The 19,893-nt window shown below is 64.1% G+C and carries 21 protein-coding genes; 4 read left to right on the forward strand and 17 right to left on the reverse strand.

The window, feature by feature from the left end; translation table 11 throughout:
- Nucleotides 1-53: 53 nt before the first annotated feature.
- The gene (locus tag ACN0TK_RS12640; RefSeq protein WP_417309865.1) at nucleotides 54-989 is read left to right on the forward strand and encodes a nucleoside hydrolase; all 936 of its coding nucleotides are present in this window, start codon (nucleotides 54-56) and stop codon (nucleotides 987-989) included.
- Nucleotides 990-999: 10 nt separating this feature from the next.
- On the opposite strand, the gene ACN0TK_RS12645 is transcribed toward ACN0TK_RS12640, so the two are convergent.
- The 7 genes from ACN0TK_RS12645 to ACN0TK_RS12675 form a co-directional block, all read right to left on the reverse strand.
- Complete coding sequence (locus ACN0TK_RS12645) at nucleotides 1,000-2,232, reverse strand: class I SAM-dependent methyltransferase (RefSeq protein WP_417309866.1); 1,233 nt, start codon at nucleotides 2,230-2,232, stop codon at nucleotides 1,000-1,002.
- Between the two features lie 14 nt (nucleotides 2,233-2,246).
- The gene (locus ACN0TK_RS12650) at nucleotides 2,247-3,032 is read right to left on the reverse strand and encodes a DUF1365 domain-containing protein (protein WP_417309867.1); all 786 of its coding nucleotides are present in this window, start codon (nucleotides 3,030-3,032) and stop codon (nucleotides 2,247-2,249) included.
- Complete coding sequence (locus ACN0TK_RS12655) at nucleotides 3,017-4,351, reverse strand: NAD(P)/FAD-dependent oxidoreductase (protein ID WP_417309868.1); 1,335 nt, start codon at nucleotides 4,349-4,351, stop codon at nucleotides 3,017-3,019. The genes ACN0TK_RS12650 and ACN0TK_RS12655 overlap by 16 nt, the downstream gene beginning before the upstream one ends.
- 54 nt (nucleotides 4,352-4,405) lie before the next feature.
- The gene (gene recJ, locus ACN0TK_RS12660; protein ID WP_417309869.1) at nucleotides 4,406-6,202 is read right to left on the reverse strand and encodes a single-stranded-DNA-specific exonuclease RecJ; all 1,797 of its coding nucleotides are present in this window, start codon (nucleotides 6,200-6,202) and stop codon (nucleotides 4,406-4,408) included.
- A 159-nt stretch (nucleotides 6,203-6,361) separates the two neighbouring features.
- Entirely contained in the window at nucleotides 6,362-7,345 is a 984-nt protein-coding gene (gene glpX, locus ACN0TK_RS12665; RefSeq protein WP_417309870.1) for a class II fructose-bisphosphatase, read from the reverse strand.
- 33 nt (nucleotides 7,346-7,378) lie between these two features.
- A complete protein-coding gene (locus ACN0TK_RS12670) occupies nucleotides 7,379-8,719 on the reverse strand; it encodes a homoserine dehydrogenase (protein ID WP_417309938.1) in 1,341 nt (446 codons plus the stop codon).
- A 279-nt stretch (nucleotides 8,720-8,998) separates the two neighbouring features.
- Nucleotides 8,999-9,964 carry an ABC transporter substrate-binding protein gene (locus tag ACN0TK_RS12675; RefSeq protein WP_417309871.1) on the reverse strand — a complete coding sequence of 322 codons (966 nt, stop codon included), beginning with the start codon at nucleotides 9,962-9,964 and terminating at the stop codon, nucleotides 8,999-9,001.
- A gap of 146 nt (nucleotides 9,965-10,110) precedes the next feature.
- Between ACN0TK_RS12675 and ACN0TK_RS12680 the strand changes: the two genes are divergently transcribed.
- The gene (locus tag ACN0TK_RS12680; protein ID WP_417309872.1) at nucleotides 10,111-10,656 is read left to right on the forward strand and encodes an iron transporter; all 546 of its coding nucleotides are present in this window, start codon (nucleotides 10,111-10,113) and stop codon (nucleotides 10,654-10,656) included.
- 42 nt (nucleotides 10,657-10,698) lie between these two features.
- Here ACN0TK_RS12680 and ACN0TK_RS12685 read toward each other — a convergent pair whose 3' ends face one another.
- The 4 genes from ACN0TK_RS12685 to ACN0TK_RS12700 form a co-directional block, all read right to left on the reverse strand.
- Nucleotides 10,699-11,910 (reverse strand): LL-diaminopimelate aminotransferase, encoded by a 1,212-nt coding sequence (locus tag ACN0TK_RS12685; protein WP_417309873.1) that lies wholly within the window; start codon nucleotides 11,908-11,910, stop codon nucleotides 10,699-10,701.
- A 317-nt stretch (nucleotides 11,911-12,227) separates the two neighbouring features.
- Complete coding sequence (locus tag ACN0TK_RS12690; protein ID WP_417309874.1) at nucleotides 12,228-12,920, reverse strand: SdpI family protein; 693 nt, start codon at nucleotides 12,918-12,920, stop codon at nucleotides 12,228-12,230.
- The gene (locus ACN0TK_RS12695) at nucleotides 12,917-13,186 is read right to left on the reverse strand and encodes a metalloregulator ArsR/SmtB family transcription factor (RefSeq protein WP_417309875.1); all 270 of its coding nucleotides are present in this window, start codon (nucleotides 13,184-13,186) and stop codon (nucleotides 12,917-12,919) included. The genes ACN0TK_RS12690 and ACN0TK_RS12695 overlap by 4 nt, the downstream gene beginning before the upstream one ends.
- A gap of 65 nt (nucleotides 13,187-13,251) precedes the next feature.
- Nucleotides 13,252-14,262 (reverse strand): glycosyltransferase family 4 protein, encoded by a 1,011-nt coding sequence (locus ACN0TK_RS12700; RefSeq protein ID WP_417309876.1) that lies wholly within the window; start codon nucleotides 14,260-14,262, stop codon nucleotides 13,252-13,254.
- A 261-nt stretch (nucleotides 14,263-14,523) separates the two neighbouring features.
- On the opposite strand from ACN0TK_RS12700, the gene ACN0TK_RS12705 reads away from it, so the two are divergent.
- Nucleotides 14,524-15,048, forward strand: coding sequence for a TetR/AcrR family transcriptional regulator (locus tag ACN0TK_RS12705; RefSeq protein WP_417309877.1), 525 nt, complete (start codon nucleotides 14,524-14,526; stop codon nucleotides 15,046-15,048).
- Nucleotides 15,045-16,178 (forward strand): MFS transporter, encoded by a 1,134-nt coding sequence (locus ACN0TK_RS12710; RefSeq protein ID WP_417309878.1) that lies wholly within the window; start codon nucleotides 15,045-15,047, stop codon nucleotides 16,176-16,178. Before ACN0TK_RS12705 ends, ACN0TK_RS12710 begins: the two co-directional genes overlap by 4 nt.
- A 70-nt stretch (nucleotides 16,179-16,248) precedes the next feature.
- Here the strand turns inward: ACN0TK_RS12710 and rpsI are convergent, their stop codons facing one another.
- The 6 genes from rpsI to ACN0TK_RS12740 form a co-directional block, all read right to left on the reverse strand.
- Entirely contained in the window at nucleotides 16,249-16,734 is a 486-nt protein-coding gene (gene rpsI, locus ACN0TK_RS12715; protein WP_417309879.1) for a 30S ribosomal protein S9, read from the reverse strand.
- Nucleotides 16,734-17,198, reverse strand: a complete 465-nt coding sequence (rplM, locus tag ACN0TK_RS12720; RefSeq protein WP_417309880.1) for a 50S ribosomal protein L13 — start codon at nucleotides 17,196-17,198, stop codon at nucleotides 16,734-16,736. The genes rpsI and rplM overlap by 1 nt, the downstream gene beginning before the upstream one ends.
- Nucleotides 17,199-17,347: 149 nt before the next feature.
- Nucleotides 17,348-18,286 (reverse strand): CsgG/HfaB family protein, encoded by a 939-nt coding sequence (locus ACN0TK_RS12725; protein WP_417309881.1) that lies wholly within the window; start codon nucleotides 18,284-18,286, stop codon nucleotides 17,348-17,350.
- 57 nt (nucleotides 18,287-18,343) lie between these two features.
- Nucleotides 18,344-18,631, reverse strand: a complete 288-nt coding sequence (locus ACN0TK_RS12730) for a curli assembly protein CsgF (RefSeq protein WP_417309882.1) — start codon at nucleotides 18,629-18,631, stop codon at nucleotides 18,344-18,346.
- An 11-nt stretch (nucleotides 18,632-18,642) separates the two neighbouring features.
- A complete protein-coding gene (locus tag ACN0TK_RS12735; protein ID WP_417309883.1) occupies nucleotides 18,643-19,158 on the reverse strand; it encodes a hypothetical protein in 516 nt (171 codons plus the stop codon).
- Nucleotides 19,159-19,224: 66 nt separating this feature from the next.
- The gene (locus ACN0TK_RS12740; protein WP_417309884.1) at nucleotides 19,225-19,752 is read right to left on the reverse strand and encodes a hypothetical protein; all 528 of its coding nucleotides are present in this window, start codon (nucleotides 19,750-19,752) and stop codon (nucleotides 19,225-19,227) included.
- Nucleotides 19,753-19,893: the final 141 nt, after the last annotated feature.

The raw sequence follows: 19,893 nt of genomic DNA on the forward strand, positions 1-19,893 counted from the left end.
TTCGGCGCCGCCATGGCTATAGTCGCGCGCTGCAAAAAGAGGACAACGCGACTATGGCACTGAAGGTGATCTTTGACACGGATCCGGGGATCGATGACGCGATGGCATTGCTGGCCATCGTACGGCACAGCGGGATTGCGCTGCGCGGCGTGACGACGGTGTTCGGCAATGGCGCGATCGATACGGTGACGCACAATGCGCTGTATCTGAAAGAGCTGTTCGGGTTCGATGCGCCGGTGGCCAAGGGTGCCGGCAAGCCGCTGGTGGGCGAGGCGGATCCGCCGCCGGTGTTCGTGCATGGCGACAACGCGCTGGGCGATATCGCGATCCCCGAGGTGAGCGCGACCGTCGACCCGCGTTCGGCGCATCAGCTGATTATCGATCTGGTGCGGGCCGAACCCGGCGAAATCACGCTGATCGCGGTCGGCCGGATGACCAATCTGGCGCTGGCGCTGCAGCAGGACCCGGAGATCGCCAGCCTCGTCAAAGAGGTCGTGGTGATGGGCGGCGCCTATGGCCGCAACGGGCATTCGGGCAATGTCACCCCGGTGGCCGAAGCCAATATCTGGGGCGATGCCAGTGCAGCCGACATCGTTTTCGGTGCCAGCTGGCCGCTGACCATCGTCGGGCTGGACGTGACCGAAGAGACCGTGATGACGGCCGCCGATGTCGACGGGCTTGCCGCCGAGGGCGGTGCGGATGGCGAGTTCGTGCGCGACGTCTCGGCGCACTACCAGAAGTTCTACAATGCCCGGCTGGGGTTCGACGGCTTTTTCGTGCACGACTGGAGCGCCGTCGCCTATGCGCTGCAACCCGACCTCTACACGGTCGAGCGCGGACAGCTCGGCGTCATCACTGCGGGCGAGGCCATCGGCCAGACGATCATCGGCGACACCCGCCAGGGCCGGGCCGAGCAGCAGATCTGCGTCGCGGTAGACGGGCCGGCGGTGACCCAGATGTATCGTGATGCGGTGCTTGGGCGGCTCTAGACCGGTTTGATCAGATCGGGCGTCGGTATTGATAAATGCCGACGTCGATCGACCCCTCGGAAAAGCCCGCTTCGCAATAGCTGAGGTAATAGACCCACTTGCGGCGGAATTCCTCGGTATAGCCGAGCTTCTTGATATCGTCCCAGCGCTCGAGAAAGCGCTCGCGCCACTCGGCGAGCGTGCGGGCGTAGGACTGGCCGAAATGCTCGATGGTTTCGAGCTCGAGCCCGACGCGATCGCCCTGCTCCTGCATGGCCGGCTTGGTCAGCAGCATGCCGCCGGGGAAGATGAAGCGCTGGATGAAATCTGGGCGCGCCTTGTAGTCATTGAAGTCGCGCTCATCGATGGTGATGGCCTGGATGGCGGCGGTGCCGCCGGGCTTGAGCCGGTCATGCACGGTGCGGAAATAGCTTGGCCAATGGTCTTCACCCACGGCCTCGATCATCTCGATCGACGCGACATGGTCAAATTCGCCCTTGGTGTCGCGATAATCCTCGAAATGCAGGGTCGCCAGATTGTCGAGCCCCTGGCGGCGCATGCGCTCGGTGGCGAATTTCAGCTGCTCGGCCGACAGCGTGATGCCATAAACCTCGGCACCGAAGTCCTTGGCGGCGGTTTCAGCGAAGCCGCCCCAGCCGCAGCCGATCTCAAGGACGCGGGAGCCGGGTTTGACCCCGGCCATTTCCGCCACCCGGCGATACTTGTTGCGCTGCGCCTCGTCGAGGGCCTGCTCCTCGGCGGTATAGAGCGCCGAGGAATAGGTCATCGTGTTGTCGAGCCACGCTGAGTAAAAGTCATTGCCGAGGTCGTAGTGCTCGGAAATGTTCTTCTTGGAGCCCTCTTTGGTGTTGTTGCGCGACAGGTGATAGCTGATGTCCTGCGCGGCGCGGCCGTACCAGGAGCCCTCTTCGTTATCGAGGACTTCGCGGTTCTGCAGGAAGTAGCGGAACAGCGTGGTGAGATCGTCGACCTCGACATCCTCGTCGATATAGGACTGAGCAAAACCGACCGTGCCGCGGCGCAGGGTTTTTGGCAGGACGGCGAAATTACGCAGGCGGATGCTGGCGTGCTCCCCGGTTGCCGGGTCGCCATAGGTCCGAGACTGGCCATTGGGGAAAGTAACGGTGACCGCGCCATGCTTGGGGCGCCCGATCAGGCGCTGGCCGAACCAGCCAGCGACGGTCGAAAGCAGGTTTGTCCACGTCGACGGCGATGGTGCCGGTTCGATCGCAAGCTTATCCATTTTAACTATCCAGACTAACGCCGCGCCACACGCGCTCTGCCATGCATCCGCCTGAGAGCCAGAGTCAAGGGCAGCCCCTTGAGCCACAGACGCAGCGCTTCGAAGTGAATTCCGGCGAGCACTTTACCGGCCAGAAGTGGATATGCAAGCGCGAGTTTCAAGAGCGTCCGGTCGGTCAGCTCCCGCTTTCGGGCCGAAAAATGCGCCGACAAAAGGGGGCCATCCTCGGTGGTGAGAACGATGCCGAGGAAGACGTCGTCGCCGGGCGGGCGGATGGCGAAGCGGTATTTTCCGTCGAGCGTATTGAAGGGCGAGACGTAAAAGGCCTTGTCCGCTGCATGGGTCAGCGTCGGGGCGTCGCCATCGACCAAAGACTGGTAGAAATGGTGCTCACCGAAGGTGTTGTGGACCTCGTGCACGAGCATGATCGTGCGGCCTTCGATATCCTCGACGAAGTAGACGGTGAGCGGATTGAAGGCGAAGCCGAAGACGCGGGGATAGGCCAGCATGCGGATGCGGTGCACGCGATCGGCGATACCGAGGCTGGCGGCCTTGGCGCGGATGAAATCCCCCGGTGCCTCGGCGGGGTCATGGCCGCCGAAATCCTTGCGGTAGAGCGAAAAGACGTTGAAGCGGTCGACCGAGAACAGGCGCAAGCCGCGCTCGAGTGCCTCGAGTTGGTCGAGATCGACCAGCATCGAGAAGACGCGATAGCTCAGCCGGTGGCGTTTGGGGCGGGCGCGGCGGTGTACCACGTCGCCCTCATAGATGGCGCCGAGGTGGGTTACTCCGCTGCCCACAGCACGTCCTCGGCGTCCGCCCAGTTGTGCGCAACCCGGCCACGCGGGGTGGTAACGTTCCAGGGCCGCTCGACCCCGCCAAGGCGTTCGGCGACCTCAAGGCCGGACTGCAGGCCATCCTCGTGGAAGCCATAGCCGAGCCAGGCGCCAGCGAACCAGGTGCCGTTGACGCCCTGAATGCGCCAGATATCGCGCTGCGCGTCCATTGCGGCCCGATCGAACAGCGGGTGCTCATAGGTGACGTCATACTGCACCGAGCCCTCGGCAAATTCGTGCCCGGGGTTGAGCGTCACGAAGATGTCGGTGGTCGTCTTGAGCGGCTGCAGCTTGTTCATCCAGTAGCTCAGGGAGAGCTTTTCCTCGGGGCCATGATGGCTGCGCAGATAGTTCCAGGAGCTCCACAGCCGCTTGCGGCGCGGCATGAAGCGGGCGTCGGTGTGCAGCACGGCACGGTTTTCGGTGAAGCGGAAGGCGCCCAGCAAACGGCGCTCGTCATCGGTCGGATCAGCGAGCAGGGCCAGCGCCTGATCGGCATGGCAGGCGAAGATCACCTCGTCGAAATGCTGCCGGCTGCCGTCTTCGAAGATGATCTCAGCACCGGTGGTGTGGCGGATGACCGAGGCGATGCCGGCATTCAGCACGGTCTTGAACCGTCCGCTGGCGGCGAAGCGCTCGACATATTGCCGGCTGCCACCGGTGACGGTGCGCCACTTGGGCCGGTCGTTGACCTGCAGCAGGCCATGATTGGCGAAAAAGGCGACGAAGCTGTCTGCCGGAAACTCCAGCATGGAGCGCGCCGGGGTCGACCAGATGGCGGCGGAGATCGGCAGGATATGATCTTCGATGAAGACCTGGGAATAGCCGTATTTGGCGAGAAACTCGCCGATGGTCGCGCCCTTGGGCAAGGCGGCGACCTGGCGCTCGGCCTCGCGGAAAAAGCGCAGGATGTCGGCGACGAGATACCAGTGCTCGATGCGCATGAGGTTGCGCCGCTGGCCGAACAGGCCGTTGAGATGTTCGCCGGAATACTCCATCCGCCCGGCGCCGACCGAGACGGCGAAGCTCATCGAACTCTGGGCGCTGGTGACGCCGAGTTCGTCGAACAGGGCGCACAGGTTGGGGTAGTTCTGTTCGTTGAAGACGATGAAGCCGGTATCGACCGGGACCTCGCCATCGGGCGTTGCCGCCATCACCGTGTTGCTGTGTCCACCAAGGCGTCCGGCGCTTTCGAACACCGTCACATCGCGTGTGAGGCCGAGCAGCCAGGCTGAGGAGAGGCCGGAAATTCCGGAACCGATGACGGCGGTGGTCGGCGACATTTGGATTGTTTCGTCCTTCAGTTGATCGTCGTCGTCAGCAACGGGCGGATTTCGTTACAAGTTTCGCGGATCGGCGGCATCAATGGCGCGAAACTGCACCTCCTCGCGCCCCTGCCAGTGATCGAGGCTGAGCGTGCCGGCCAAATGCAGTGAGGTATCATTGCCCGCCGACAGCAGCAGCTGGCCCAGCGGGGTATCGGCGGCGCGAAAGGCGATGGCCTTGAGCCGCGCCCCATCGCCCGAGGTGAGGGTGAATTTGACGTGCCCGCCCTTGCCGACGACATCGGGGAAACGGGCCCGGTGCGCGGGAAAGGCGAAGACCGGTTGCGGCGAGCCGGAGCCGAAGGGCCCTGCCCTCTCGATCTCATGGACGAAATCGACGGTGGCGCCGCGCGTGGTCATGGCTGCATCGATCGACAGTAGTTTTGCCGCGCGGGCCCTTGCGACGTCGGCGCCAAGCGCGTCGGCGAGATGGGCACGGAAGGCGCCGATCTGGCCCTGCTGCAGGGTGACGCCGGCCGCCATGGCGTGGCCGCCGCCCTTGACCACCAGACCTGCATCAACGGCTTCGATGACCGCATGGCCGATATCGACGCCGGGCAGCGAGCGGCCCGAGCCGGTGCCGCCGCCATCGGGACCGAGTGCAATGGCAAAGGCCGGCCGCTCGAAACGTTCGCGCAGCCGGGCCGCGACAAGGCCAACGACGCCGGGGTGCCAGTTGGCCGAAGCAAGCACCAGCACCGGTGGGCCCTCGCCATTGCCGATTTCGGCGTCGGCGGTGGCGCAGGCCTCCTCCACCGCTTCGATCTCGATGCGCTGGCGTTCGGTATTGAGGTCGCTGAGCTGGGCGGCGATCAGCATGGCCTGCTGCTCGTCATCGAGCGCTAGCAGCCGCGTGCCGAGCGCGGCGTCGCCAATGCGGCCGCCGGCGTTGATGCGCGGGCCGATCATGAAGCCCAGGTGATAGGGATTGAGTGGGCCGGAAAGCCGCGCCGCCAGGGCCAGCGCGCCAATGCCGACATTGCTGCCCTGCCGCGCCACTTCGATGCCTCGGGCGACGAATGCGCGGTTGAGCCCCTTGAGCGGCACGACATCGCAAACGGTGGCGAGGGCAACGAGATCGATCCACCCCATCAGATCCGGCAGGCCGATGTCGCCGCGCTGGCGCAGGATGCGATTGGTGGCGACCAGCACCATGAAGGTCACGCCTGCTGCGCACAGATATCCCAGGCCCGAGATGTCGTCGGGCCGGTTGGGATTGACCAGAGCGGTGGCGGGCGGCAGCTCATGCTCGGTGAGGTGATGATCGATAACCAGCACGTCGAGGCCACGGCCTCGCGCATGGGCGATGGGACCGTCGCTGGTGGTGCCGCAGTCGAGCGTGATCAAGAGATTGGCGCCGCCCTCGACCAGTTTGTCGATCGCCGCAGTATTGGGCCCGTAGCCTTCGAAAATCCGGTCCGGGATATGGACCTGCGGCTCGAGGCCGAAATGGCGCAGATAGCGGGTCATCAGCGCGCAGGAGGCGGCGCCGTCGACATCATAATCCCCGAACAGCGCCACCGGCTCGCTGTCGGTAATCGCCTTGGCGAGCCGATCGGCCAGTTCGTCCATGCCCGCGAGGGTCGAGGGATCCGGCATCAACTCGCGGATGGTGGGCTGCAGATAGGTCTCGGCTTCATCGAGCGTCACGCCACGGCCGGCGACGATGCGGGCCAGAATTTCGGACAGCGCCGTACGCTGGCCGATGGCAGTGGCCGTGCGGGTGGCGGCCGCATCTAGCCGATCGACCCACATGCGTCCCTGCACGGACCTGACGACATCGAGAAAGGGTTGGCGGGGCTCCTGCATCAGGTGCTGAGCTAAGAGACAGACGGGGCCGACGTCGAGCAAAAGAAGCGCTTTTGCCCGACAATGCGCGGTTGCATCGGCGACGAAAATGCTGTTGGCCGGCGCCGGAACAGCGTGCAAACGCTGAGGTGTGGGGCACCGCGAGGGTGCCCCTGCCCGTCAGCGGCGGTGCTCGGCGCTGATCCAGCGCACGGTCTGGCTCCAGGAGCGCATCACCACGGTATCGGTGCGGATGGCGTTGGTCTTGTAGCGCACGCCGCGCAGAAGGCTACCATCGGTGACGCCGGTCGCGGCAAAAAGCACGTCGCCCGAGGCCAGCTCGTTGGTCAGATATTTCCGGTCGGGTTCGGTGATGCCCATCTTGCGGGCACGCGCCCGCTTGTCGTCGGTGTCGAGGATCAGGCGGCCCTGCATCTGGCCACCGATGCAGCGCAGCGCCGCCGCGGCCAGAACGCCCTCGGGTGCCCCACCGGAGCCCAGATAGATATCGATGCCCGTGTCTTCGGTGTTCACCGCGTGGATGATGCCGGCGATGTCGCCGTCCGAGATCAGCTTGACCGCGCAACCGGCAGTGCGCAGATCGTCGATCAATTGCCCATGGCGCGGGCGGTCGAGCACGCAGGTGGTGATTTCACTCACCGGCACGCCCTTGGCCTTGGCCAGCGCATTGACGTTTTCCAGAGCACTCTGGTCGAGATCGACCAGACCTTCGGGATAGCCGGCGCCGATGGCGATCTTGTGCATGTAAACGTCAGGGGCGTTCAGCAGTCCGCCGCGCTCGGCCATGGCCAACACGCAGATCGAATCTGGCTGGTTCTTGGCGCACAGCGTCGTGCCCTCGAGCGGATCGACGGCAATATCGACCTGCGGGCCGTCGCCGGCCCCCACCTCTTCGCCGATGAAAAGCATGGGCGCTTCGTCGCGCTCGCCCTCGCCGATAACGATGCGGCCCTCGATATGGACGCGACCCATTTCGGCGCGCATCGCTTCGACTGCAGCGGCGTCGGCAGCCTTTTCATTGCCCTTGCCGCGCCATTCGGCGGCTGCCATGGCCGCCGCCTCGGTGACGCGCACCAGTTCGAGCGTCAGGCTGCGATCGATCACCGCGCGGGACCGTTCGGCTTCGGCGTTGTCGTATTTCATGGCTCCCCCTGCCCCGCGGCAGGGGCGTTAGTATCAGAACTGCTCGATGCGGATCATCTGCGGCGTGCCCGCAGTGAAGCCGTCACCTTCGATCTGCGCAAGTGCATCGCGCACCTGTTGCTCGAGCGTCGAATGGGTGAGCAACACCACGGTGCGCGTGTCGGTTCCCGCAAGTCCAGGCTCCGTAACACGCAGATCAGGACGCTGGATGACACTCTCGAGAGAGATGCCCGCCGCACCCATACATGAAGCAATAGACGCAAACGCGCCCGGGACATCCCTAACATTTAGTCGGATGTAGTAGCCGCCCTCATGGGCGCGCATGGACGCCTGGCGATAGGGCGTCAGCTCTTCGGACGGCACGCCGAGCGGCGGCACATGCGTGCCGCGGGCGATGTCGAGAATGTCCGAGAGTACCGAGGACGCCGTCGGCGGACCACCGGCGCCGGGTCCGGCGAGCAGCAGCTGGGCGACGTGATCGGTCTCCAGCGCCACCGCATTCATGACGCCGTCGACGCCGGCGATGGACGAGGCTTTGGGCACCATGGTGGGGTGCACGCGCTGCTCGATGCCATCGGCGTTGCGCTGGGCGATGCCGAGCAGCTTGATCTTGTAACCCAGGTCATCGGCCACCTTGATATCGGCCTGCGAAATCGTGGTGATGCCTTCAACGAAGATTTCGTCCGGCGCGATTTCGCAGCCAAAGCAGAGGCTGGAGAGAATGGCGAGCTTGTGGGCGGTGTCGAAACCCTGGACGTCGAAGGTCGGGTCGGCTTCGGCATAGCCGAGCTTTTGTGCATCGGCGAGGCAATCGGCAAAGGAGATGCCCTCGGTCCCCATGCGACTGAGGATGTAATTGCAGGTGCCGTTCATGATGCCGTAGACGCGGGCGACACGGGCCGAGCCCAGGCCCTCACGCAGGGTCTTGATGACGGGAATGCCCCCGGCAACGGCGGCTTCGAAGCCGAGCTGGGTGTCGGCATTTTCGGCGATGCGGGTCAGCGCCACGCCGTGCCGGGCGAGCAGCGCCTTGTTGGCGGTGACCACGGGTCGGCCGAGTTCGAGTGCCGCACTGACGGCGGCCAGCGCCGGACCATCCTCGCCCCCGATCAGCTCCACGAACAGGTCGATCTTGTCCGACTTGGCCAGCGCCACCGGATCATCGAACCAGGCGAGCTCGGAGGTGTCGATGCCACGATCGCGGCTGCGCGAACGGGCGCAGACGGCGGTGACAACGATCTGGCGACCGAGTTTGCGGGTCAGCTCCTCGCCGTCGCGCTGGATGATCTGCACCAGCGTGGCGCCAACATTGCCCAGCCCGGCCACACCAATGCGCAGCGGCGTCTCGGCGCCCGAATCGGCCTGCTCCTGCATGGCCTTCAGAATGCGCGTGCGGGTTTCCGAGCGCGGCTCGCGGCCCTCGCGCAGGTCGAAGACGAACAGCGGATCACCGGCGATGGTCCGGCCGAAGCGTGTGGGGGTCCAGCCGCGCGCGGCAATGAAGCTTTCGACGGCTTGGCGGAAGGACTGCATATCGGACATTGGACGCTCTCCGGTCTAGACCGGGAGGGTTGAAGTAGGAATTGGCCTATCAGTCAATAGGAGAGTCGGCAGAGCGGCCATGCCCTGCCGACGAAGCTTGGATTGACCGGCTTATTCAGCGGCCGCGGCACGTGCGGCTTCGGCGATCAGCGCAATGTACTTGGGATAGCCCCAGCGCAGCGACAGGGCGCTGGGCGGAGAGATGGCGTTGATCAGTTCGGCGCCGACCACGTGGGCGACCGCACCTGCGGCCACCTGCGGCTGGGCCGCCACCACCGGGTTGGAAAAGAACGCCGCATCGGCCTCAGGCGTTTCGAAATAGGAGATCAGCAAGTCGCTCTTCAACTGGTCGAAAAGCTCATAGCTCAGCGAAAAGTAAAAGTTCTCCCCCTGCGCAAGTTCGGTCACGCTGGGCGCCAGCACGAGCCCGGCGTCCTCGAGGAACTTCATGCGCGAATCAAGACCGGCGTAGACAGCCACCTCGCCATTGTATTCGGCGATGCCGGCGAAGCTTGCGCCCGCGACCTCGGGGTATTTTGCCGTCTCGTCGGTGATGAACTGCTCGAGGTCGCCGACGAGGCCCGCCGCGGCTTCGGGCTTGCCGAGAGCGGCCCCGGTGATCGCGATGGTCTGCTGCCAAGAGGTCGACCACGGCGCATCGGGATAGGCGACGACCGGCGCAATCTGGCTCAAAACACCATACTGCTCGGCCGTCAGACCCGAATAGACAGCGAGAATGAGGTCTGGCTTGAGGGCCGCGATGGCTTCGACAGGCGGCTCATTGCTCATAGGCAAGATGGTTGGGAAGGCCGCGCCCATGTCGGCCACCGCGTCCCGCGTCCAGCGCAGGCCACCCTCTTCGTCGCCACCATAGTCAAAGAACGGGATGCCGACCGGCACTTCGCCAAGGGCGATGACCGCATCCTGAGCCGCCCAGCCCCAGGTGACGATGCGCTGGGGCGCGGCCGGGATGGTGGTCTCGCCGAAGGCATGCGGGATTGTGACGGGAAACTCCTGCGCCTCGGCCGGGAACGTCATCATCAGCGCCATAGCGGCAGCGACAAGTCGAAAAATCATGAGCATCACCTTCGGATCGTTTCGAAAGTGGATAGTTCTAATCATGTTTTAAGGCAAGGGCCTTCGACACCGCATTTCGGGGTGGCGCGGGATACATTCCGGTTCCAGCGCGTTTGGCCAGTGAAGCCAAACGACAGGAGAAGACCGTGGCAGATCACACCCAAGAGCGCCCCAGTGACGAGGCCGACATCAAGCAGTTGCAGATGGCGAAAGACGAAGGCGCAGCCTATCAGCGATCGCTGAGCTACATGGTCGAACAGGTTGCTGACAATGGCGCGAAAACCACCGAAGGAGATTACCTGATCGGCATCGCGCAGGAGCGCGCCGAGGGCATGTATCATCTCGAGGGCGGCGAGCTGGTCTGGCGCGAGCCGGACGAAGAAAACTGCCATCTCGAAGTCTCGGTCGCCGATGCGGGCGATCACCGGTTCATCCCGGCGCTGGATATCACCGCGACGATGACGTCACCCGATGGAGAGGAGATCGGCCCGGTGACCGTGCCGTTCCTGTGGCACCCGGGGCTCTACCACTATGGCATCAACCTGAAAGTGCCGGGCGACGGTCGGTATACGGTGCGGGTGAAGATCGCGCCGCCGAGCTTCATGCGGCACGACAAGAAGAACGGCAAACGCTTTGCCGATCCCGTGGAGGTCGAGTTCACCGACTTCGAAATCACCACCGGACAGGAATAGGCCGGGCACAAGGGCCCGGCCCCAAACAATTGGTCGCGCCGATCAGGCCTTGATCGGCACGACATTGCCATGCGTCGGGGCGGCCGCGAGGAACTTCTTGATGTTCCGGGCCGCCTGACGGATGCGCTGCTCGTTTTCGACCAGCGCCAGACGCACATACTGATCGCCATATTCGCCAAAGCCGACGCCCGGAGCGACGGCCACCCCGGTTTCCTGAATCAGCAGCTTAGCGAACTCCAGCGACCCCAGATGCGCGTATTGCTCGGGGATCGGTGACCACACGAACATGGTCGCCTTGGGCACCGGCAGTTTCCAGCCGGCGCGCCCAAAACTCTCGACCATCACGTCGCGGCGGTGGAGATAGATTTCACGCACGTCGTCGACGACGTTGTCGGGCCCGTTGAGGGCCGCGGCTGCCGCCACCTGGATGGGGGTGAAGGCGCCGTAATCGAGGTAGGATTTGACCCGCGTCAGCGCCGCGATCAGGCGCTCGTTGCCGACGGCGAAGCCCATGCGCCAACCGGGCATGGAATAGGTCTTGCTCATCGAGGTAAACTCGACGGCGATGTCCATGGCACCATCGACCTGGAGCACCGAAGGCGGCACCTCGCCGTCGAAATAGATCTCCGAATAGGCCAGATCGGACAGAATGAAGATCGAATGCTCGCGGCAGTAGCGGACGACTTCCTTGTAGAAATCAAGGCTCGCCGTATAGGCCGTCGGGTTCGACGGATAATTGAGGATCAGCGCGATCGGCTTGGGGATCGAGTGGCGCACGGCGCGATCGAGCGCGCGCAGGAAATTCTCATCGGGCTCGGCCGGCATGGAGCGCACGACGCCCCCCGACATGATAAAGCCGAAGGAATGGATGGGATAGGTCGGGTTGGGACACAGCGCCACGTCACCCGGTGCGGTGATGGCCTGCGCCATATTGGCGAAGCCTTCCTTGGAGCCGAGCGTCGCCACGACCTGGGTATCGGGGTTGAGCTTGACGCCAAAACGACGGCCATAATAGCTCGCCTGCGCCTTGCGGAGGCCCGGAATGCCGCGGGACGCCGAATAGCGGTGGGTGCGCGGGTCCTTCACCGTCTCCTTGAGCTTGTCGACGATATGCTGGGGCGTCGGCAGGTCAGGATTGCCCATGCCCAGATCGATGATGTCGACGCCGCTGGCGCGCGCCTTGGCCTTGATCGGGTTGATGTGCTCGAACACATAGGGCGGCAGGCGACGGATGCGATGGAAATCTTCGTTCATTGGGTGCCTCGTGGACCGCGACTGCGCATTAGCTGAGATCGTCCAGTCTTGCTGCGATTGTCGCGGAATTATGGTTTTGACTCGGTTAAGGGCCGCAAAGCCCCGGATGGCTTACTTTTGTCCGCCCTCCCCGGCCGCGCTGCGGCCCAGTGGGGAGAGCTAGAGAGCGGCGGCCCGAGCGCGCATGGCTGCGGCACCGGCAAAACCGGCGGCGGCATTAAGCGCTGCTACTCCCTGAGTCATCCAACCGTTTCCAAAGAACGTGTCGTCGAGAAATAGTTTGTCGCCATGGCGCCGGTCAAGGGCAGCGATCAGGCTTAGCGGGAGCGCATGTCGCGTTGCACGGCATAAAGCACCGCTACAAGCATCGGGATGATGGTGCAGCCGAGGATCCAGAAGAGCAGCTGGGCGGTGGGCACGAAGACTGCAGCCCCCAGCATCACGACGGCACCTGCGATCTGCAGTACGCCGCCGAGGCGATGGGTGGCGCGCCAGTTGGCTTCGCTGCGCAGCGTGGCGGGGATACGGATGCCGGCATAGCTGTTGGGGCGCGACTTCGACAGCGCATTGCCGATGACCATGAAACTGAGTGCCAGGACCGCACAGAGAACGCGGACCGGATCGACGGCGATGCCATTGCCGATGAGCACCACGGCGACCTGCAGGGCGCCAAACACCATCAACACCGTGGAAATACTGGCCGAAAGGACGTGACGGCCTGCCGCCAACTGCTCGGGACTGGCGAAGCGGCGCGTCAGCGCCACGACCCCCCAGGTCGCGGCAATCAGCAGGACCGGCAGGATCAGGGCGATATCGCGCGGCAACCAGCCGTCAGCGACACCCCGAACGTTCCAGTGGGTCGGCAGAGTGGCGCCGGCGGGAATGGTCGCAAAGCCATAGATCGCAGCGATCACCGTGATAGCGACCAATACGGCGCGGAAGGGCGTGAAAAAGCGGATGGTGGGGCGGGTCTCTGGCTGGTTCCCATCTGCTGTCAGGTGATCGCTCATGGCTTGGGTTCTCTCAATGTAAGCAGGCCGGACAGGGCCTCCTCCAGGATCGACAGGTTGAGGTGATAGATGAGGCGCGTCCCGCGCCGTTCGACATCGACCAGTTCGGCCTCGCGGAGCTTGGCAAAATGCACTGACAGCGTCGGTTTGCTGATCTCGAAATGGGCCGCCAGTTCGCCGGCGCTGAGCGGGCCATCGCGCAAGAGGCGCAGAATTTCGCGCCGCACCGGATGCGAGAGCGCTTCGAAGACCGCGTTGATACCCATCAAAAGCCGATACGTGTCGTTGTCGGCCTTTATTTAGTCATTCATCTAATTAGCGTCAAGACGAATTAGCTGGCACGAGCCGATGGGAGAAAGCGCAGGAACTGGTCGGCGCTGGCCGACCAGGAAAAGCCCTCCGCATAGCTGCGGCAGCCGTCCCGCGGGCGCTCGAGGGCGGCGGTGGCAGCACGGCCGAGGTCCTCGTCTAGCACGCCGACGGGGGCATCACCGATGACGTCCAGAGGTCCAGTGACCGGATAGGCGGCAACCGGCGTGCCGCTGGCCAGCGATTCGAGCAGCACGAGACCGAAGGTATCGGTCTTGCTGGGAAAGACGAAGACGTCGGCGGAGGCGAAATAGCCGGCGAGCTCTTCCCCTTCCTTCGGTCCAACGAACACCGCTTCAGGATAGGCGGCGCGCAGCTTTTCGAGTGCCGGCCCGCCGCCGACGATCAGCTTGGTGCCGGGCAGTTTGAGGTCGAGAAAGGCCTCGACATTCTTTTCGACCGCGACGCGCCCAACGTAGAGAAACACCGGCCCGGCGTGGGGCAATGACTTGCGGCGCGCCGGGTTGAACAGCGCCGTGTCGACGCCCTTTTGCCAGATATCGACATTGCGGAAGCCGCGCTGCTCGAGCAGCTGTTTCAGGTGCGGCGTGCCGACGAGGCAATGGCTAGCCGCGCCGTGGAACCAGCGCAGGAAGCGGTAGCTGACGCGCAGAGGCACCGGCAGGCGGGCCCGCAGATATTCGGGAAACTGGGTGTGATAGGCGGTCGAGAACGGGAACCGGTTCCGCCGGCACCAGCGCCGCGCGATGAGGCCCAGCGGTCCTTCGGTGGCGATATGGATGGCGTCGGGATTTGCCGCTTCGATGCGGGCATAAACCGGGCCCATCAGCGTGCGCGACAGGCGGATCTCACCATAGCCGGGCATGGGGAAAGTCTTGAAGTCGGCCGGGGTCAGCATGGTGACCGCAATGCCGCGGCGCTCCAGTTCCTCGACGATCCGCTCGATCGAGCGCACCACGCCGTTGATCTGCGGGCGCCAGGCGTCGGTGACGATGAGAACGGACTTTACCACTGTGACGGTCCGGCTCCTCAGCCTCTTGTACTGCCTCAGCGATAGGCAAAACCACGTTGGAAATCCAGTGCTTCGGGCCGAAAGGCAAGAAATCGATTCCGGCTTCCTGCGAAAACGAATGCCTCTCATCGACGAGAACAGCGGTCATTGGACCGGCCCCGCGGTTGGCAGCTTTGCAGAAAAGGCCACGCACGGTCCCTGCCACCTTGAAATGTAAAACGATCGTTTTACATTGGACCGATGGATGCACGAGGAGTCCGCATGGATATGGCCAGCAAACTCACTGACGCCGCCGAGCGGCTGTTCGACCGGCACGGCTATACAGCCACCGGCATGGACCGGCTGACGGACGCTGCGGGGATGTCGAGCCGCACGCTTTACAAGCACGCCGGCAGCAAGTCCGCGCTGATGGCGCGCGTTCTGACCGAGCGGGACCGGCGCTTCATGGCCCGGCTCGAGGTGCACAGCATCGACGCCCTGTTTGCCGCGCTCGAGGACTGGGTCCGGGTGGAAGGGTGTCGGGGCTGCCTGTTCCTGCGCGCGCGCGCTGAAACCGGGGGCGACACGCCTGAGATTGCCGAGGCGGTAGCGCTGCACAAGGCAGCCTTCCAACAACGGGTCGGCGAGGTCGTCGCGATGGACCTGGGACGCGAAGACCCCGTGCTCGCAGAGCAGGTATTGGTCCTTTTCGAGGGGGCGACCCACGCGGCGGTCTATCGCGGACCGGAGGCTGTCAGTGCAGCACGCTCGGCGGCGGCCATTCTGCTTGAGAGGACGCGCGCATGAGCCCCGCCCTTCGCATCGGTGCGACGGGCTTTGCGCTCATCGCCGTCTGCTATGGATTTGCCCGCTTCGCCTTCGGCCTGTTTCTGCCGCAGATCGACGACGAACTGGGGATCGGCACGGCCGTCAGCGGGATCATCTCGGGTGGCTCGTTCGCCGGCTACTGCGTGGCAATCGTCGCATCGTCCATCCTGACCGAACGGTTCGGCGCGCGCGCCGTCGCGGTCGGCGCCGCCCTGGTTGCGGCGATCGGCACGGCGGGCATCGCGCTCGCGCCGTCGCCTCTGATCCTGGCGATTGCCGTGGTGGTTGCCGGATCGAGCACGGGCCTTGCCTCGCCGCCCATGGCCGCTGCGGTCGCTGCGGCAGTCAGCAAAGGCCGGCAGGACCTGACGAATACGGTCATCAATGCCGGCGTGAGCGCGGGCGTGGCACTGTCGGGGCCGATCGCGCTCGCCATCATGGGACAATGGCGATTGGCCTTCGGCGCTTTCGCAGCCGTGGCACTGGTCATGGCCGTCGCAGCCGCGATGTCGCTTCCCGCCGCCTCGGGCAGCGGCCGGCCGGGCGGTCTGCCGCCGCTGACAGGGCCAGTCCTGCGCCTGGTCTCGGCATCCTTCCTGATGGGCGCCGCGAGCACGGCGCTGTGGTCCTTCGGCGGCCAGCTCGTCGCGGACCAACTGGACTGGGGAGCGACAGGGACCGGCTTGCTGTGGACATGCATCGGCGCCGGGGGACTGGTTGGCGCCCTGGCGGGAACGCTCGTCGGGAAATTCGGTCTCGACCACGTTCACTGGGCTTTTCTGGGTCTGATGGCGGCAAGCATACTGGCGGTCGGCCTCGGCCTTGGGCCCATCCCCACGCTGGTTGGCGGTGCCGTTTTCGGCGCGGCCTACGTGATGTTGACGGGGGTTTACCTCATCTGGGGCACACATGCCCTGCCCGACCGGCCTGCAACCGGGCTCATGGTCGGCTTTTTGACCATCGCCGTGGGCCAGACCGTCGGCGCACCGATTTTCGGAGTCTTGATGGCGGGTCCGGGCGTCAATGTTGCCGTGGTCTCTTTCGCCGCTGCCACACTGGTCGCCGGGGCCTTCCGGGCGAGGCGCGCAGACGATGGCGCCCCTGCGTAACCCGGGAGAGACCGTCAAAAGAAAAAGGCCCGCACGAGGCGGGCCTTTCGGATTTGCAAGCGGCTGCAGATCAGCGCTTGGAGAACTGGAAGCTGCGGCGGGCCTTGGCCTTGCCGTACTTCTTACGCTCGACGACGCGGCTGTCGCGGGTCAGGAAGCCGCCCTTCTTGAGCACAGCGCGCAGTTCGGGCTCGAAGTGGGTCAACGCCTTGGAGATCCCGTGACGCACGGCACCGGCCTGACCGGACAGACCACCACCGGAGACGGTGGCGACGATGTCGTACTGGTCCACACGCTCGGTCGCGACGATCGGCTGCTTCAGGATCATCTGCAGCACCGGGCGGGCGAAGAAAACTTCGAGCTCACGGCCATTGACGGTGACCTTGCCGTTGCCCGGCTTGATCCAGACGCGGGCAATGGCGTTCTTGCGCTTGCCGGTCGCATAGGCGCGGCCCTGCGCATCGAGCTTCTGCTCATAAACGATTGCGGGGTTCTCTTCGGAGACGGTGGTCGACGCCGTGCCGAGCTCTTCGAGCGAGTTGATGGTCTCGGCCATTACTTGACCCTCACGTTCTTGGAGTTGAAGGCGGCAACATCGAGCTTTGCGGGCTGCTGCGCCTCATGGGGGTGGGCTTCGCCGGCATAGACGCGCAGATTGCCCATCTGCTTGCGGCCGAGCGGGCCGGAGGGGATCATGCGGCGCACGGCGTTTTCCAGCACGCGCTCGGGGAAACGGCCCTCGAGCAGCTGACGCTGGGTGCGGTTCTTGATGCCGCCGGGATGACCGGTGTGCCAGTGGAACCGACGCTGATCGAGCTTCTTGCCCGTCAGCTTGACGCGGTCGGCGTTGATCACGACGACATGGTCACCGGTGTCCATGTTGGGGGTATAGGTCGGCAGGTGCTTGCCGCGCAGACGCATGGCGATGATGGAGGCGAGACGGCCCACCACCAGGTCCTTGGCGTCGATGAGGATCCACTTTTTCTGGATCTCGTCGGGCTTGGCCGTGTAGGTGCTCATTGTTTCTTCCTTGACCTTGGGCGTGTGAGCGCCCGGCATTTCGTGGCCGCGATATACGAAGGCCGCAGAAACCCGTCAAGCAGAAAGATTTATTACCTATAAAACAGTACGTTAGCTGTGGGGTATAATAATACCACACGACCCCAACCTCACGGCTTCGCGGATTTGGGCCTTTCGGCCAGTGTGTCAAGCATGGCGGTCTTGCGGTCGTAGCGCTTGGCGTTCACCCCAAGGCGCGGCTCGATGTATTGAGCGCGATAGGCACCGATGAAGGCCTTGCCTGCGGCGGCATTGGCGAAGCTGTACTGATCGGTCTCGACACCCTGAACGATCATCGACACCACGGCGAGTTCGATGGCCTCGCGCACCGCGACCTGCCGCGGCTCGTTGCGCGAATAGCCGCCTTCCAGTTCGGCAATCCGGTCTGCGGCCGCGTACATGAACAGTCCGCTTCGCACCATGACAGAATAGATCGTCTTGGTGGTGGTCACCGAGGTCAGCACCTTGCCGGACGAGACGCTGACGGCGCGCAGGCTGATGGTGACGATGTCGGTGCGGTGCTCGGCGTTGGAGCCGATACCGAGGTAGGCCGCCCCTGCCCCTCCGGTCGACACATTGCTGTCATAGCCAACGATGCCGCCTTCGAGGATCACACCCGCAAAACGCAGCGCGGGCAACGGCTCGGCTCCAGAGCCCTGATAGGCGGCGCGGGTCTGCTGGATCAGGTCTCGCTCCGTCATCAGCGACTTCAGGCCCTCGCGCTCAACGACTTCGAACCACTTGCCCCCGCCGGCCCGCTTGAGGACATCGATGAGGATGGATGTGGCACCCTGGGTGACGGCGCGCGACGATTCCGCGAAATCGTCGTTGCGGGCAAACTGGCCGGTGCGATCGGGAAAGTCGTAGACGGCGACGGAGACCGCCTGAGCGGGCGGCGGCACGACATCCAATACGCTGGCGACGGCAGACCGCGTCTCCAACCGCGCCTCGATGACCCCTTGTGTGCCGACCGTGGAGGCGCACCCCGTCACCACGGTCAGCCCCAGCCCGATGATCGCCCATTTCATGCCGATTGTCAGATTACGCAACGCACTACTCCCACCCCTACACACACTCTCTCTGCATCTCCCCGTCCGATACCCGGACTAAGGGGTCGTATCCGTCGACTCATCCCCCGGTGCATCGACCTCGCTGTCGTTGGGATTGATGATGATGACCGGCCCACCGATGCCGCCGCCGAAATCGGCGCCACCGCCACCGCCAGTGCCGGAAAACAGGCTTTGGGCAGAGGCAATTTCGAAAAGCCAAGCCGCCATATTGGGATTGCCGCCGAAGCTCGGGTTCAGCGGTTTGTAGACTAGCTCACTGGCCGTCGTCGCCCCGGCGAGGCCAGCAATCGCCAGCGCTAGTACGGCTGTTCTGAAGATACGCATGAACTCTACTCCTACTGACGGATTACGGTGGTTGCATTGCCGGGGAAGATGACCTGTGTGCCATCGTCTGCCGTCAGGATCGCGGCATTGACGGGATCTGAGCCCTCCGGCTGATAGACGGCGATCGCGGCGCCCGGATTGCCCCAGATCAACAGGTTGGACTGCAGCTTGTCGCCATGCTGCACGACCGCGACACTGGTATCGTCTGCGATGACACCCACGGTGGAGTGGTTGCCGTAGCCGAATTGAAACTGGCCGATATAATTGTTCTCGCCGAGCGACACGCCCACTGCGACGTTGTCGCTCCCCACTTGAATGGTGCTGACGACATTCGGCGGACCAGCCGCTGTGTAATAGTCGATGCCCTGCTCTCGGGCAGCGGCGGCCTGCTCTTCGGTCGCGTTGTAGCAAAGTGCGCACTCGGCTGTGCGCGCCGTTTCCGGTACCTGCTCGATGACGGCCTCGCTGGCGTCAGCCGAGCCGACGAGCGAAATTGCCAGCGCAACGAGAATGGGCGCGGGTCTCATGTCGACTTCCCCCTTGAGCGGTGTCGAGCGACGACCACGCCGCCGCCCGACTGCTCTTGACGATCACTAATCGAAGGTGAATCCCGAAGGCAGCCCGACGCTCAGGAACTGCCCAGCGCCAGCACCGCCCAAGGTCGGCTCCAGGCTGGGTGCCGATGCCGTCAGGTTGAAGGAATATCCGTAGTCGGCGGTATCCTGCCAATTCACCGCGGTGTTGTTGTCACCGAGCTGAATCGTCACCGCCTGGAAGTCGGTATCGGCCCCGCTGTCACCGGAAGACAGCTGAACATTGATTGAGTCGTTTCCAGTCCCGTCCTGCCAGCTTGCGGCGGTGTGGTCGTAGTAGTCGCTCGCCTGATAGGTGTAGGCGTAGTTGTCGGGACCAATCTGCACCTGGAGCGCATTGTGACCATTGGTCGTGGTCGCGTCGTTCTCCTGATAGATCACGGCGGTGGACGGCAAACCGGAAACCTGGCCGAGCTGAACATTGAAGCCCTCGTTGCCGTCACCAACCTGGCCAATAAACGCGTCAGTCGCGAATGCAGAGCCAGTCATGGCGGCGGTTGCCACCACTATCATACTTACCAAACGCATAGATATTCTCCCTGTGGAATACTCTATAGCTATCGCGCGGCGACGCACACGCGATGACGAAAGACAGGCATTGATTGCCGCCCCAATCGACAGGGAGTTTTTAGTTCTTAATGATTTGTTAAGCAACATATGCGGCATATT

Source organism: Devosia sp. (genome assembly GCF_048261455.1).
Taxonomy (GTDB): domain Bacteria; phylum Pseudomonadota; class Alphaproteobacteria; order Rhizobiales; family Devosiaceae; genus Devosia_A.

Bases quoted from the DNA above. Each gene is read 5' to 3' on its own strand.
- ACN0TK_RS12710 (WP_417309878.1), top strand. From the start codon at position 15,045: ATGAGCCCCGCCCTTCGCATCGGTGCGACGGGCTTTGCGCTCATCGCC.
- ACN0TK_RS12690 (WP_417309874.1), bottom strand. From the start codon at position 12,920: ATGAGCGATCACCTGACAGCAGATGGGAACCAGCCAGAGACCCGCCCC.
- ACN0TK_RS12655 (WP_417309868.1), bottom strand. From the start codon at position 4,351: ATGTCGCCGACCACCGCCGTCATCGGTTCCGGAATTTCCGGCCTCTCC.
- ACN0TK_RS12670 (WP_417309938.1), bottom strand. From the start codon at position 8,719: ATGCAGGAGCAGGCCGATTCGGGCGCCGAGACGCCGCTGCGCATTGGT.
- ACN0TK_RS12735 (WP_417309883.1), bottom strand. From the start codon at position 19,158: ATGAGACCCGCGCCCATTCTCGTTGCGCTGGCAATTTCGCTCGTCGGC.
- ACN0TK_RS12645 (WP_417309866.1), bottom strand. From the start codon at position 2,232: ATGGATAAGCTTGCGATCGAACCGGCACCATCGCCGTCGACGTGGACA.
- ACN0TK_RS12685 (WP_417309873.1), bottom strand. From the start codon at position 11,910: ATGAACGAAGATTTCCATCGCATCCGTCGCCTGCCGCCCTATGTGTTC.
- ACN0TK_RS12705 (WP_417309877.1), top strand. From the start codon at position 14,524: ATGGATATGGCCAGCAAACTCACTGACGCCGCCGAGCGGCTGTTCGAC.
- ACN0TK_RS12730 (WP_417309882.1), bottom strand. From the start codon at position 18,631: ATGCGTATCTTCAGAACAGCCGTACTAGCGCTGGCGATTGCTGGCCTC.
- recJ (WP_417309869.1), bottom strand. From the start codon at position 6,202: ATGCAGGAGCCCCGCCAACCCTTTCTCGATGTCGTCAGGTCCGTGCAG.
- ACN0TK_RS12640 (WP_417309865.1), top strand. From the start codon at position 54: ATGGCACTGAAGGTGATCTTTGACACGGATCCGGGGATCGATGACGCG.
- rpsI (WP_417309879.1), bottom strand. From the start codon at position 16,734: ATGGCCGAGACCATCAACTCGCTCGAAGAGCTCGGCACGGCGTCGACC.
- glpX (WP_417309870.1), bottom strand. From the start codon at position 7,345: ATGAAATACGACAACGCCGAAGCCGAACGGTCCCGCGCGGTGATCGAT.
- ACN0TK_RS12675 (WP_417309871.1), bottom strand. From the start codon at position 9,964: ATGATTTTTCGACTTGTCGCTGCCGCTATGGCGCTGATGATGACGTTC.
- rplM (WP_417309880.1), bottom strand. From the start codon at position 17,198: ATGAGCACCTACACGGCCAAGCCCGACGAGATCCAGAAAAAGTGGATC.
- ACN0TK_RS12695 (WP_417309875.1), bottom strand. From the start codon at position 13,186: ATGGGTATCAACGCGGTCTTCGAAGCGCTCTCGCATCCGGTGCGGCGC.
- ACN0TK_RS12740 (WP_417309884.1), bottom strand. From the start codon at position 19,752: ATGCGTTTGGTAAGTATGATAGTGGTGGCAACCGCCGCCATGACTGGC.